Here is a 13,812-nt window from a genome sequence, read left to right on the forward strand (position 1 = left end):
AATTGTTGCGGTTTACCCGACTTACAGTTGAACACCAGAGAAAGACATAAAGCCTAACGCCATAAGACCTACAGTGATAAATGTGATACCAAGACCACGTAGACCTGGAGGTACGTCAGAGTACTTCATCTTCTCACGGATACCTGCAAGAGCAACGATTGCCAGCATCCAGCCCACACCAGAGCCGAAACCGTAAACGATAGATTCAGCAAAGTTGTAGTCACGTTGTACCATGAAAGATACACCACCGAAGATTGCACAGTTTACTGTGATCAGCGGTAGGAAGATGCCTAGCGCGTTGTACAAAGGTGGGAAGAAACGGTCTAGAACCATCTCTAGAATCTGTACAAGTGCTGCAATTACACCGATAAAGGTGATGAAGTTTAGGAAGCTAAGGTCCACGCCCTCAACTAACGCGTTCTCTCTCAGAACTAGGTTGTATACTAGGTTGTTCACAGGAACAGCGATAGTCAGTACTACCACAACTGCAACACCTAGGCCGAAAGAGGTCTTAACCTTCTTAGATACGGCAAGGAAAGTACACATACCTAGGAAGAAAGACAGAGCCATGTTTTCGATGAAAATCGATTTAACTAACAGACTAATGTAATGTTCCATGACGTCCTTACTCCTTCGCTTCTACTTGTTCTGGTTTCAGAATACGGATTACCCAGATAAGGAAGCCGATTAGGAAGAATGCTGATGGTGCTAGTAGCATTAGGCCGTTAGGCTGGTACCAACCACCGTTGCTCACTAGAGGTAGAACTTCTAGGCCAAATAGTTTGCCTGAGCCAAATAGCTCACGGAAGAAACCTACAGTGATAAGAACGAAGCCGTAACCTAGACCGTTACCAATACCGTCAATAAGAGATGGTACTGGCGCAGACTTCATTGCGAATGCTTCAGCACGACCCATTACGATACAGTTAGTGATAATCAGACCAACGAATACAGATAGCTGTTTAGAGATATCGTATAGGTAAGCTTTTAGCACCTGGTCTACCACGATTACTAGCGATGCGATAATTGCCATCTGAACGATGATACGCACACTGTTAGGAATGTGGTTACGGATCAATGAAACAGAGAAGTTAGACAACGCAGTTACAAATGTTACCGCTAGCGTCATTACAAAAGCTGTTTCTAGTTTAGTTGTTACTGCAAGAGCAGAACATACACCAAGAACTTGTAGCGCGATTGGGTTGTTATCCAATACTGGCGCTAGAATGCTCTTTTTAACGTTTTGTGCACTAGACATTAGTTAAGTTCTCCGTCACGAACTTTTGCTAGGAAAGGACCAAAGCCCTTGTCACCTAACCAGAAGTCAAATGTGTGTTGAACACCATTACTAGTGAGCGTTGCTCCTGATAGGCCATCAACACCGTGCTCAGAACCTTGCGGTGCGCCGCCTTTCACGACCTTAATCGCTGGCTGATGATCTTCATTGTACAATTTCTTGCCAATGAATTGATCGCGCCATGAAGGGTTCTCTACTTCACCACCAAGTCCAGGAGTTTCACCTTGCTCGTAGTAAGTAATAGCAGACACAGTGTTACCATCAGTTTCAACGGCTACAAAGGCATACATCATCGACCATAGTCCTTTACCGTGCATAGGCAAGATAACTTTTTGGACTTCATCTTGGTCTTTTACTAAGTACACCACTGCTGTATTCGCACGACGACGGATATCAGCGACGTCTTCTTCTGGTGTCAATGCGATTGAACGTTCTGCATCTTTTGATGCTTCACGCTGATCGTACGTAGATGCATTACCCTCAGTAAAGTTACCTGTTTCAAGGTCTACCAGACGAGGTTCGATGTACTCAGCAAATAGCTCTGGTACTTTCTTACCGTTCGCGTCAATGCCTGCAACTTCAACGATCTTTGATTGCTTATCTAGGACAGCGTTAGCTTTTTGCTTATCACGCAGACCTACTGCTGCTGTTGATACGATGATTGAACAAACAAGGCTCAACCCGATAACAACACCCAGCGTCTTTTTAATGCTGTCGTTATTACTTGCCATAGCGTGCTAGTCTCCGCTTGATGTTCTTCTCAATCACTACATGGTCGAACAGAGGTGCGAATAGGTTCGCGAATAGAATCGCCAGCATCATACCTTCTGGGTACGCCGGGTTAACTACACGGATCATCACACACATTGCACCAATCAGGATGCCGTACCACCATTTACCTTTGTTAGTAAATGACGCTGATACTGGGTCCGTTGCCATGAAGAACATACCGAATGCAAAACCACCTAGAACTAGGTGCCAGTGCCATGGCATGTTGAACATTGGGTTAGTGTCAGAACCGATCACGTTAAACAGAGTCGATACTGCAATCATACCGATCATTACGCCCGCAATGATGCGCCATGAAGCGATTCGCATGTAAACGATCATCGCTGCACCGATCATTAGAGCTAGAGTCGATACTTCACCAATAGAGCCAGGGATGTTACCGATGAAAGCGTCCATCCAAGTGATAGGAGAACCAGTTACTGTGTTAACTAGAGCACCGTTACCACCTTGAGCCCATTGGCTAAGAGCAGTTGCACCAGAGAAGCCGTCAGCTGCAGTCCATACTACGTCACCCGAGATTTGCGCTGGGTAAGCGAAGAATAGGAATGCACGACCTGCAAGTGCAGGGTTAAGGAAGTTACGACCTGTACCACCGAAGATCTCCTTCGCAACAACAACACCAAATGTGATACCTAGTGCCGCTTGCCATAGAGGTAGCGTTGGTGGAACGATAAGTGCGAACAAGATAGAAGTAACAAAGAAGCCTTCGTTTACTTCGTGCTTACGCACCATACAGAAAAGCACTTCCCAGAAACCACCAACAAGGAATACTGTTGCGTAGATAGGTAGGAAGTAGGTCGCACCTAGTAGCATCTTACTGCCAACCCCTGCATCAGCGGCAATCGTTCCGCCCAGCATTTCAGTTAGCCAGTAGTGCCAGTTACCAGAGATAACTGTCGCTAGTTGATCACCAGCATACATGTGGTTAAGCGCTGCAATAGCTTGGCCACCTGCGTTGTACATACCCCAGAACATTGCTGGGAATACCGCAAACCAAACCATGATCATGATACGTTTTAGGTCAACGCTATCACGAACGTGCGAGCTTTTATTTGTTACGATACCTGGAGTGTAAAAAACTGTTGCTACAGCTTCGTACAGGGCAAACCATTTTTCGTGTTTACCACCAGGCTCAAAATGATGCTCGATGTCTTCAAGAAACTTTTTAAGAGCCATGAAAATTACCCTTCCTTCTCGATAGTATCTAGGCATTCACGAAGTAACGTACCGTACTCGTACTTACCTGGACATACAAAGGTACACAATGCTAGATCTTCTTCATCCAGTTCAAGCGCACCCAGTGCTTGAGCACTGTCTGTATCACCTGCACATAGATCACGAAGCAGCAGAGTAGGCTCCATATCTAGAGGCATTACGCGTTCGTAGTTGCCAATTGGAACCATTGAACGATCACTACCATTGGTCGTCGTTGTCATATTGAACAACTGACCTTTGAATACGTGACCAAGGAAAGAGCGAGTTACCGAGAACTTATTCTTACCAGGCATTGCCCAGCCAAATAGTTCTTTCTCACGGCCTTCACGTAATACAGAAACCTGTTGATGGTAACGGCCAAGGTATGCGTGTGGACCAGTTGCATGTGTACCTGTCAGTACAGAACCAGAAATCACACGAACTTCGCCAGGCATCAGCTCGTTATCTGTTAGGTCATCCAAGCTTGCACCGATTACGGTACGAACTAGACGAGGGTTATTCACAACTGGACCAGCTAGAGACACAACACGATCTGTGTATAGCTCACCAGTTAGGAACAGCTTACCGAACGCGATAACGTCTTGGTAGTTGATGCTCCATGCCACATTTTCTGCATTCACTGGGTATAGGAAATGCATGTGGGTGCCAGCAAGACCTGCTGGGTGAGGGCCATCGAAGACGTGTTCTTCTACGTTAGACTGTGAAGAGCGTGGCAAACTAGTGCCAGATTTACATACGTAAACCTTGCCTTCTGTCAGGGCTGAAAGAATGTCTAGACCAGCAATGAATGCTTCTTGTTGCTCATTAATGATCAACTCAGGCTTAGCTGCTAGTGGATTAGTATCCATTGCAGTTACGAAAATAGCCTTAGTAGAAGACTCGATTGCAGGAACCTTGCTAAACGGACGAGTACGTAAAGCGGTCCATAGGCCAGAGTCAACCAACTGAGTCTTGATCACTTCACGATCTAGACCTGAAAGTTGAGCGGCTTCGAACTTATCAAATGTCACCTGCTCTTCACCTGCCACTTCAATCACTACAGATTGAAGGACACGTTTAGCGCCACGGTTAACTTCGATCACTTTACCGGCTGCTGGTGCAGTAAATTTCACGCCAGGGTTCTTTTTATCTTCAAAAAGAACTTGCGCTTTTTTCACTTCATCACCAACGCGGACATGCATGGTAGGACGCATGCCAACGTACTCTTCGCCAAGCAAGGCGACTTTTTTGATGGTCTTACCATCATTAATCACCTGGGATGGAGTTCCTGCGATAGGAAGATCCAAGCCCTTCTTTATTGTAATCATACGCACTTGCACTACTTTTATCGGGAAAAAGATTCTTTTGATTGCGTAACTTTTAGACACGACATCAGTGTCCGGTTTTGATGTTGTTTTAAACATCAAAATCGCAACATCCTATTAAAAATCTCGTCACAAGGAATACGCGAGATTTATCAGGTGCCGTAGTCTAGCATTTTTTAGGAACTTGATGCCATGACCAATCATTAGAATAGAGGGGTTATTTCGGTAGAATCAGGTCTAAAAGGTCAAAGAATAGTCATAACTTTGACCGATCGCACAAATGCCATATTCCATACATATCTTATGGAAAAGTCATATTCATCGCCTGAAATATCCTGCAATTTCCATTCATTTGTTGAAACACTGTTAACACATTTTTTAACCAGAATTTGTGCCACATCGATGCCCCTAAAGAATGTAAAACGAAAAAAGATGGCCTTAGCCACCTTTTCTCTGCACCTTTATATTTTGCGTCTTTAGTGACCGCCACCCATACACATAGGGCTATCAGGAGCGCCATCTTGTTCTCGCTTCCACTCTTCATCAGTGTATGTATGGATAGCTAGTGCATGAATGTGGTTATCCAGCTCATCTGCCAAAATTTGATGAACTTGGCGATGGCGTCCAATCAAACGCTGTCCCGCGAACGAATCACTCACAACAATCACTTTGAAGTGACTCTCCGAGCCTGGTGGCACATTATGCATGTAGCTCTCATTAATCACTTTGAGATAGCTTGGTTGCAGCTCACTGTGTAGTTTCTTCTCTATGATTTCTTGGATCATATTCGTTCCTCATTGATGCGAATTCCATAAGTATATACCTAAGTAAAGCAGACGTGTATCACTCAAACATCACTCTCATTATTGATGCATTTTACGTTCAACTGATTTCAAAGCGCTTGACGCTATGAACATGCCTAGAGAGCGACCACCACTGAACACGTAAAATTTGACAGCTTTTTGTATCTCGACACGTCATCATTTGCGACAATAACACTTAATTTCTAAATCAACTTACATTTAGCTATGAAAACCGAACTGAATCTTCACGAGCGAAGCTTAACACTTCATCGTTTCCCAAAACGCAGCAATGAAACTCTACAAGCGTGGGATGCCGGTGATGAGTATCTTATTAATCATGTTGAAGAACTTGCTTTGCCAGACAATCAAAACATCCTCGTGATTAATGACAACTTTGGTGCCCTCTCCTGCTGGTTTTCAGAAAAGCACCATGTGACGCTAATGAGTGATTCTTTCATTTCTCATAAAGGTGTGCAGCAGAACCTTGAGCAAAACCAGTGCAATAAGGTAGCGTTTGCAACCACGATGGATCCCGTACCTTCCAATACTGTTCTCGTATTGCTGCAACTGCCAAAAAGTAACCGTCATCTCGTTTGGATACTCAGTCAGTTAAGAAAAGCACTGCCTGCATCCTGCCCCGTCATTGCAGTTAATAAAGCGAAAGACATTCATACTTCAACGCTAAAACTGTTTGAAAAATATTTGGGTGAGACAAAAACATCTCTGGCATGGAAAAAGCACCGATTGGTATTTGCTCAAGCAACGGTTGAACCAACAATTGAAGTGAGCCCTTTCACTACTTGGCGCGTTGATGGCGAAGATATCGAACTCAAGAACATGCCAAATGTCTATTCAGGAGAAAGCTTAGATTTAGGTGCGCGTTTTATGCTGCAGCACCTACCTCAAGACCCATTGGTAGATAATGTTATCGATCTCGGTTGCGGTAATGGTGTTCTGTCTGTGAAGTTTGGTCAGCTGAATCCGAATGCTCGATTAACATGTGTTGATGAAAGCTTTATGGCGCTTGAGTCCGCGAAGCAGAACCTGCTAGATAACCTTGGTAAAGATAGATACATACAGTGTGTTGCAAACAATTGTTTGGACGGTTTTAAACACAACAGCTGCTCTATGATTATGTGTAACCCACCCTTTCACCAACAGCAGGCAATCACCGATCATATTGCTTGGCAAATGTTCTGTGATGCAAAGCAAGTATTAAGTGAAGGTGGTAAGTTACTGGTGATTGGAAATCGTCATCTTGGTTACGACGCAAAACTAAAACGGCTGTTTGGCGATAAGAATGTGAAACTTATCGCTTCCAACAATAAGTTTGTGATTTTACAGGCCACAAAAAATCCTGCTAAATTAAGCGCAAAATAAGCTTTAGCAAAATAGTTAAAAGGAATAATAAAATGAGAAAATTGGTACTTGCGGCTTCGGTTGCATTGCTTGCTGCGTGTTCAGCTCCTCAACAGCCTCAGCTGAATTTGATGCCAGAAAGCACACTGAGCACCAATCCAATTGTTCAAGGCAAGACTTACAGCTTGACCAGCAAAGATGTACGTGCAGCGCAGTACGTGGCGTTGGTGGATAACGGCCGTTCGAACATTCTTCCTCTTCATGCTAAACAGAATTTACGTATTGCGTTAGAAGAAGCATTAGAGAAGCAGTTTTCATCTCAAGGCTTCCATGCCGATCTAAACAGCAACAATGCAATTGAATTAAACGTTCAAGAAGCATTAGTTAACGTAAAGCATTCGGTGATGGAAAATGAGATGGACGCAAAAGTCGTGCTTGAAATCACCGCAGAAACACCAGAAGGCAAGCTGGTCAAAACTTACACAGGCACTGCGAAGCGTTCTGGCACATTGAGTGCGTCTGATGCCGACATTGAGCAAACACTGAATGATGTAGTGACATTAACACTTAAAGAAATTGCCAATGATCCTGAGCTTCGTCAGTATATGCAGGAGCGTTTCTAATGTTACGCAAGGCAATTCTTTCTCTCGCGCTACTCAGCTGCAGCGTTTGGGCTGGACCAAAAGTGGCGTTTGAAACAACGTTAGGTTCATTTACTGTCGAACTGAATGAAGATAAAGCGCCGATTACGGTAGCGAACTTCCTGAAATATGTAGAAGACGGTAGCTATGAAGGCACTATTTTTCACCGCGTTATTCCAGGCTTTATGGCGCAAGGTGGTGGCTTTAACCAAGATATGCAAATGGTGAAGACTTACGCTCCAATCAAAAACGAGGGTAATAACGGTTTAAATAATGACCGTGCGACGATTGCAATGGCACGCACCAACGCGCCTGACTCTGCTACTCGTCAGTTTTTTATCAATTTAGTCGACAATGATTTTCTAAACTACGGCGCTCGTCCACCGGGTTATGCGGTATTTGGCGAGGTCACGGAAGGATTCGACATTATCCAAAAAATGGCAAAACAGCCAACTACGACGACTCGCGGTATGCGTGATGTTCCCGAGACTCAAATCGTCATCACTAAAGCAACACTACTTAAATAGCCAAAACGATAAGCCCTTTGAATAATCGAAGGGCTTTCTCTTTCAACGGCTTCATTTTATTGGATTGATTTATGTCTTCATTACCTTCCATCACTTGGTTGGAAACGGTAAAAAGTTACCTCGATAAACGACTCATGTGGGTTTTCATGTTGGGCTGCTCTAGCGGCTTTCCGTGGGTACTTATCGGTTCAAATATGTCTGGCTGGCTAAAAGACGCTGGTTTGACCCTATCCGCAATAGGTTACTTTGGTAGTGTCTTTGCGGTTTATGCAATTAACTTTCTCTGGGCGCCACTCGTAGACCGGGTGAAGCTACCAGTGCTCTATCGACTACTTGGACAAAGGCGTAGCTGGATTTTCTTCTGTCAAAGTATTGTACTCGTCGCGACGGTATTTATTGCGGGCGTGAATCCAGCAGAGAACTTGGTGTTTGCGTCTCTACTCGCCTTGTGTATTGCAACCGCATCAGCAACACAAGACATTGCGATTGATGCTTTTCGTATTGATACTTTCCCAAAATCAGAAGAATCTAAGCTGCCACAAGCTTCTGCAATGGCGGTCATTGGCTGGTGGACAGGTTATTCACTACCGGGTTATTTAGCGTTTGTTAATGCTGATAGTGTCGGTTGGAATGGCGTGTATTACGGGATGGCGGTGATAGTCGGCATTCTAATGGTCTTTACGATTTTAGTCGGTGAACCGAAGACTCAACGCGAACAACTTCAGTCTGCCGCTGAACAACGCCACAAAGAAGTGGTTGGTTCAAAAGTCGTGGCTTGGTTTACTGTGACTGTTGTAGAACCTTTCCTTGACTTCTTTAATCGCAATGGCGTCCGTGTCGCGATTACTCTTTTGCTGTTCGTTTTCCTATTCAAAATTGGCGAAGCGTTTTTGGGCAGGATGTCGATCGCGTTCTATAAAGATATTGGTTTTAGTAACGAACAAATTGGTTATTACTCCAAACTGATCGGATGGGGAGCCACTATCTTCTTTACCTTTGTCGGAAGCATGTTCAACGTCAGGTTTGGTATTGTACGTGGATTAATGATCGGCGGTATTGCTATGTCTGCCAGCAACTTGATGTTTGCTTGGATTGCATCGGTAGGCCCAAATGAGCACCTGTATTTAGCAACCATTATTGTCGATAACTTTACGACTGCTTTCTCAACCGTTGCTTTTGTTTCATTTTTGACGATTCTAACCGGACAAGCATTCTCGGCAACGCAGTATGCGTTGCTTGCCTCTTTGGGCAACTTCGGACGAACTACTCTTGCTTCTTTCAGTGGAGAACTGGTGGACTACCTCAATGACTGGAGCACGTTCTTTGTGCTTACCGCTGTTATGGTCGTGCCAAGCTTGATTATGTTGTACTCGCTACGACATTACTTTGATGCTCTATTGGAAAAAGCACGTCACAAGCACTAAGAAGCGCATCAAAAAACCACCGAATTCGGTGGTTTTTGTTTTGCGAGATATGAGATAAGAGGTCTATGGGTATAGCCCTTTACCAAACATATTAAATATACGTGCCACACCTTGAGTAAAGATCATCGGCTCAGTCAGTACGGTTAAACACAAGCAATCTTCTCCGGCCTTAGTGTAAGGGCTGTGCTTCACTGACGCGTCTCGAATCATCAAGTCGCCCTCTTCATATTGGCCGTCCTCATCACTAAACCCACCATGTAGGATCAATGTAGATTCTAAGCCTTTGTGCGTATGTTGAGGGATTTGCACATCTTCTCCGATGTACATTAAGCTAACACGAGCATCTTCCCCTAGATCAATCTGAGCACTGAAAACCTTGCCTCCGTAACTTCTCCATGACCCTACGAGGTCAGAGAAACGCGCTAATGTTTTGGGAAGCTCAAAGCTCTTTCCTGCAACATTCACTGCGGCAGGATCTCGGATAACGATGTTATCTGTCGCTGGCTCCGCATTGATAATATCATTGAACATATCGTCGAATTCAGGGACATATTCAGAGGGGATGTCGCTCACGATATTCGCTTGGCTGGCTTCGACTTGGTTCACATAAGCTCGGCACTTGGTGCATGTTTCTAAATGGGTTGCGACCACAAGACCAGAAACTGCATCAATGCTTCCCGAAGCGTATGCTTCTAACAAGCTGTTATCTGGGTGTTTGTTCATAGTTGCTCCGTATGCATTGAATGCCTTAGCTTTTCTACTGCAAGCCTCAGCCTGGATTTTACGGTACCGAGGGGTATATCAAATAATTCAGCGACCTGCTGATGAGGTAGCTCCTCAAGATACACCGCTTGTAAAACGTCTCTCTGATTTTTCGGTAAAATATCTAAAAATTTAACCACCTGCTCTTTCAACATGTCTTGCTCTGGTGAATAGTGATCAACAAGATCTGGTGGATAATATTCTGACGGCCAAATGTCATCAGAATGAATGTGTAACTCCTTACCTTTCTGCTTTCTCAACAGATCAAAGCATAGGTTTCGGATTATGGTGTATATCCAAGTCGATAACGCGCTCTTTTCCCCATCATAGAGGTGCGCTTTCTGCCAAACTGTCGCCATGGTCTCTTGCACCATCTCCATAGCAACTTGCTCATTACCAACATGTTTGTAAGCGAATTGCTTCAGCTTGGGTGCGTAAAAACGGAATACAAAAGCGAATGCGTCTTTATCTCGAGCCTTCACTTTGTCCATGTAATCGTTCCAATCACTGCGCCCCAGTTTTTTTGGGCTATCACTCATCATAATCGGCCTTAATTTTAGGGAGAAGTCATCTCCTCCCATTCGTCCTAATCGGTAACGTCATCAACCAACAAGTTGAAGCCACCGTTGTTCCCATCATCAATGGCAACCACCTGATACACAACACCATTCATCACATTGACTGGTGCTGAATCAACAGCAACCGTACTTGGATCGCCTGCCACTGTCACGGTTACATAATAGGTACCTTCAGCGACATATAATCCCTGAACGCTATCTTTGTACGCAAAATTAGCAATAGTTGGATCACTTCCATCTATTCCAGCGCTTGTAGTGAGATAAATATCCACCATTTCCGCTACGGGATTCGCCGCCGCATGTGTCACATTCAGCGTCGCGCTAGTTGCCACTGCACGTCTCATGTCTTCAACAACTAGAGGTTCGATATCAATCGCTGGGCTAACAACACCGACTGCGTAAACACTGTAATCCATTCCGCCCGCAACCATTAATCCGTCAACATCGATAATAGGATTGGTTGTTGTGCCATCCACGTAAACGTCAATATCGTAAGCGCCAGCATCGAGATCCAAATAACCACGAATCTCTTTGAACGCTAAGTCGGCAAGAGGACCGAAGGCCGCCCCGTTAACGTTGACATCGACGATTGGCGCTCCATCGACAAGATGTCCAACTCTTACTTCAGCTTGGCTGCCCATATCCTCGATTATAGAAGATCCTGAACCATCCAATACCAACAACTTAACTGGTGACGTGCTATTTGAATCTCCGGTACTGATAGCGGCAATCGTCAAGTTTGAATTAGCAGCAAGAGATATTGTGCCCGAGTCAAAAGCAACGCTATCCCCAACAGCAAGTCGAACTTGGTACTCACCAGCGGGGATGTTCAATACGTCTGTAGATGCTTTATATGCAAGATTCATAAGCGGTGTCGCGCTAGCAAGATCAGCCCCGGGCTCAGTGACGTAGAGATCAACGGCAGGAACGCCAGACGCTGCATGGACAACTTGAACATCTAAACTATTGGCATCAGCCATTGAATCGGCGCTGCGAGTCACAACTAAAGGTTCTACTGGGTTTGGCGAACCATCGGCATCACCAACAACGAACACGTTGTAATTGAGGTCTGAATCGAGATCTAATTCTGTTTTAGGTATTACAGTCGCGGTTTCATCGCCTGGAAGTTGAACATCAACTTGAATTGAGTTCATGCCCTCACGTAACTTCATGTAACCAGAACCCATACCATAATCAACACCTGTCAATGATGATTTATCGTTTATCCACACATTTGCAAGCGGCGCATCAGAAGACGCATGTACTGCTTGCAAATTGGAATACTCGATGGTGTCGCTGTCGGAGCCACACGCCGCCAGTCCTAATGCCGCCACCATAGTTAGCGCAGCTCTGCTAAATCCTTTCATATCCTTGCCTCTTTGTTAGTCGGGGCTTCTATGGCTTCTGTCAGAAATTGCAACGCAGGAATGCAGTTCTCTGCGCCAACGAGCTGTTCGAACAGATTGCAGTCTAAAGGAAGTAATTCAAGCCAGCGCTGGGTCACCCAAGCTGAGTCATCGTAAAAACGATGCTGGTAGAGATTTCCAAGTTGAGGAAACTCTTCATAAACATGGGATAACTGCTTGCTTAAATAGAAGAAATCTGGTGAGTTGTCTGGATGTTGCCAATTTTCTAACCATTCGACCTCTGCATGGCGTAAGCCGTCCGCATCTGCACGAACTCGTTTGACAACAAAGCGTTTCTCACCAGCGACTGTAATACCAAGAAGACCATCACTGAGTGTTTCAAAATCAACGATCCTGACCAAAGTTCCGATAGATGAAACATTTCCCACGTCTTTAGGGTCACCTTCATTACCTACTAGGCAAACTCCAAAACCCACATTTTGTAGGCTGCATTCCTTTACCATTCGCTTATATCGTGGCTCAAAAATGCGCAGATTCATTTTACCTTCAGGGAGTACAACTGAAGTGAGTGGGAATAACATGACTTCTTTCATTCAAACGTCCTCTTTGATTCACCGATACATACGAATCCCTTATCACTCCGATCACTAACGATTTATGTTGGTTAATCGACTGGCTTAAAAAGTCATAAAATCGCTTACGCAAACGATCCAAATCACATATTTATTGCAATCAAATGCAACAAACAAAAAGTTCCGTAAATAAAGATAATTTCGTGACGCAACTCACCAAAAACGTTCAATTTTGCACCCTTTATCACTTTCATTTGGGATTTTTATCGCTATTATTCCCGCCAATTGGAAAGCGCAGCACAGATTGCGTGTTCTGAATCATTACAAACATAGAGAGTCCCCTTATGCGTAAATCACTTTTAGCTCTTAGCCTTCTAGCGGCTACTTCAGCTCCAGTTATGGCTGCTGACTACTCAGATGGCGATATCCACAAGAACGATTACAAGTGGATGCAGTTCAACATCATGGGCGCAATAAATGAGAAAGGTCCTTACGAATCAACTCACGATTACCTAGAAATGGAATTTGGCGGTCGCTCTGGTATTTTCGACCTTTACGGCTACGTTGATGTATTCAACCTAACTTCCGACAGCAGCAGTGATAAAGCTGATAAAGATGGTAAAATCTTTATGAAGTTCGCCCCTCGTATGTCTCTAGACGCTATTACTGGTAAAGACTTATCTTTCGGTCCAGTACAAGAGCTTTACTTGTCTACTCTTTTTGAATGGGACGGTAACAATGGCGGTGTTAACACTCAGAAAGTAGGTCTTGGTTCTGACGTAATGGTTCCTTGGTTTGGTAAAATGGGTCTAAACCTTTACGGCACTTACGACTCAAACCAAAAAGATTGGAACGGTTTCCAAATCTCGACTAACTGGTTCAAACCATTCTACTTCTTCGAGAACGGTTCATTCATCTCTTACCAAGGTTACATCGATTACCAATTTGGTATGAAAGACGAGTATTCTCAAGTTAGTAATGGCGGTGCTATGTTCAACGGTATCTACTGGCACTCTGACCGCTTCGCGGTAGGTTACGGTCTGAAGCTATACCATGACGTATATGGTTTCGAAGATGGTACTGGTCTACCATGGGATTCTTCGACAAAATCTGAGTCTTCAGGCGTAGGTCACTACGTAGCTGTAACTTACAAGTTCTAATTGAACCACTAAGT

General features: G+C 44.4%; 15 protein-coding genes. 5 read left to right on the forward strand and 10 right to left on the reverse strand.

Going from position 1 to position 13,812, the window contains the following annotated elements; all coding sequences use genetic code 11:
* Positions 1-21 precede the first annotated feature (21 nt).
* From nqrE to bolA, 6 genes are all read right to left on the reverse strand, one after another.
* A complete protein-coding gene (nqrE, locus tag P4S59_RS11770; protein ID WP_005380270.1) occupies positions 22-618 on the reverse strand; it encodes an NADH:ubiquinone reductase (Na(+)-transporting) subunit E in 597 nt (198 codons plus the stop codon).
* Positions 619-625: 7 nt separating this feature from the next.
* Positions 626-1,258: an NADH:ubiquinone reductase (Na(+)-transporting) subunit D gene (locus tag P4S59_RS11775; RefSeq protein WP_005380269.1), complete on the reverse strand. Its 633-nt coding sequence runs from the start codon at positions 1,256-1,258 to the stop codon at positions 626-628.
* Positions 1,258-2,028: a Na(+)-translocating NADH-quinone reductase subunit C gene (locus tag P4S59_RS11780; RefSeq protein ID WP_006742550.1), complete on the reverse strand. Its 771-nt coding sequence runs from the start codon at positions 2,026-2,028 to the stop codon at positions 1,258-1,260. Before P4S59_RS11780 ends, P4S59_RS11775 begins: the two co-directional genes overlap by 1 nt.
* Positions 2,018-3,262: an NADH:ubiquinone reductase (Na(+)-transporting) subunit B gene (locus P4S59_RS11785; protein WP_006742551.1), complete on the reverse strand. Its 1,245-nt coding sequence runs from the start codon at positions 3,260-3,262 to the stop codon at positions 2,018-2,020. The genes P4S59_RS11780 and P4S59_RS11785 overlap by 11 nt, the downstream gene beginning before the upstream one ends.
* 5 nt (positions 3,263-3,267) lie before the next feature.
* Positions 3,268-4,608: a Na(+)-translocating NADH-quinone reductase subunit A gene (locus P4S59_RS11790; protein ID WP_041853022.1), complete on the reverse strand. Its 1,341-nt coding sequence runs from the start codon at positions 4,606-4,608 to the stop codon at positions 3,268-3,270.
* A 473-nt stretch (positions 4,609-5,081) separates the two neighbouring features.
* Positions 5,082-5,390: a transcriptional regulator BolA gene (bolA, locus tag P4S59_RS11795; RefSeq protein ID WP_005380262.1), complete on the reverse strand. Its 309-nt coding sequence runs from the start codon at positions 5,388-5,390 to the stop codon at positions 5,082-5,084.
* Between the two features lie 243 nt (positions 5,391-5,633).
* Between bolA and P4S59_RS11800 the strand changes: the two genes are divergently transcribed.
* The 4 genes from P4S59_RS11800 to P4S59_RS11815 all read left to right on the forward strand — a co-directional run bounded on the left by P4S59_RS11800 (position 5,634) and on the right by P4S59_RS11815 (position 9,359).
* Entirely contained in the window at positions 5,634-6,788 is a 1,155-nt protein-coding gene (locus tag P4S59_RS11800) for a methyltransferase (protein WP_337168442.1), read from the forward strand.
* A 32-nt stretch (positions 6,789-6,820) separates the two neighbouring features.
* A complete protein-coding gene (locus P4S59_RS11805; RefSeq protein ID WP_012841484.1) occupies positions 6,821-7,390 on the forward strand; it encodes a YajG family lipoprotein in 570 nt (189 codons plus the stop codon).
* Positions 7,390-7,935, forward strand: a complete 546-nt coding sequence (locus tag P4S59_RS11810) for a peptidylprolyl isomerase (protein WP_053809811.1) — start codon at positions 7,390-7,392, stop codon at positions 7,933-7,935. The genes P4S59_RS11805 and P4S59_RS11810 overlap by 1 nt, the downstream gene beginning before the upstream one ends.
* A gap of 71 nt (positions 7,936-8,006) precedes the next feature.
* On the forward strand, positions 8,007-9,359 hold the full coding sequence (locus P4S59_RS11815) for an AmpG family muropeptide MFS transporter (protein WP_006742554.1): 1,353 nt from the start codon (positions 8,007-8,009) through the stop codon (positions 9,357-9,359).
* 63 nt (positions 9,360-9,422) lie between these two features.
* Here P4S59_RS11815 and P4S59_RS11820 read toward each other — a convergent pair whose 3' ends face one another.
* The 4 genes from P4S59_RS11820 to P4S59_RS11835 are packed head-to-tail and all read right to left on the reverse strand — an operon-like array spanning position 9,423 to position 12,659.
* Positions 9,423-10,082: a ChrR family anti-sigma-E factor gene (locus P4S59_RS11820; protein WP_048625904.1), complete on the reverse strand. Its 660-nt coding sequence runs from the start codon at positions 10,080-10,082 to the stop codon at positions 9,423-9,425.
* Entirely contained in the window at positions 10,079-10,663 is a 585-nt protein-coding gene (locus tag P4S59_RS11825; RefSeq protein WP_005380255.1) for an RNA polymerase sigma factor, read from the reverse strand. Before P4S59_RS11825 ends, P4S59_RS11820 begins: the two co-directional genes overlap by 4 nt.
* Before the next feature lie 44 nt (positions 10,664-10,707).
* Positions 10,708-12,066: a DUF4397 domain-containing protein gene (locus tag P4S59_RS11830; RefSeq protein WP_167426298.1), complete on the reverse strand. Its 1,359-nt coding sequence runs from the start codon at positions 12,064-12,066 to the stop codon at positions 10,708-10,710.
* Positions 12,063-12,659 carry an LON peptidase substrate-binding domain-containing protein gene (locus tag P4S59_RS11835; protein ID WP_053809813.1) on the reverse strand — a complete coding sequence of 199 codons (597 nt, stop codon included), beginning with the start codon at positions 12,657-12,659 and terminating at the stop codon, positions 12,063-12,065. The genes P4S59_RS11830 and P4S59_RS11835 overlap by 4 nt, the downstream gene beginning before the upstream one ends.
* Before the next feature lie 323 nt (positions 12,660-12,982).
* Between P4S59_RS11835 and P4S59_RS11840 the strand changes: the two genes are divergently transcribed.
* Positions 12,983-13,798, forward strand: a complete 816-nt coding sequence (locus P4S59_RS11840) for a nucleoside-specific channel-forming Tsx family protein (RefSeq protein ID WP_033905541.1) — start codon at positions 12,983-12,985, stop codon at positions 13,796-13,798.
* The last annotated feature ends 14 nt before the right edge of the window (positions 13,799-13,812 follow it).

The organism is Vibrio sp. M60_M70 (genome assembly GCF_037162085.1).
Classification (GTDB): domain Bacteria; phylum Pseudomonadota; class Gammaproteobacteria; order Enterobacterales; family Vibrionaceae; genus Vibrio; species Vibrio diabolicus.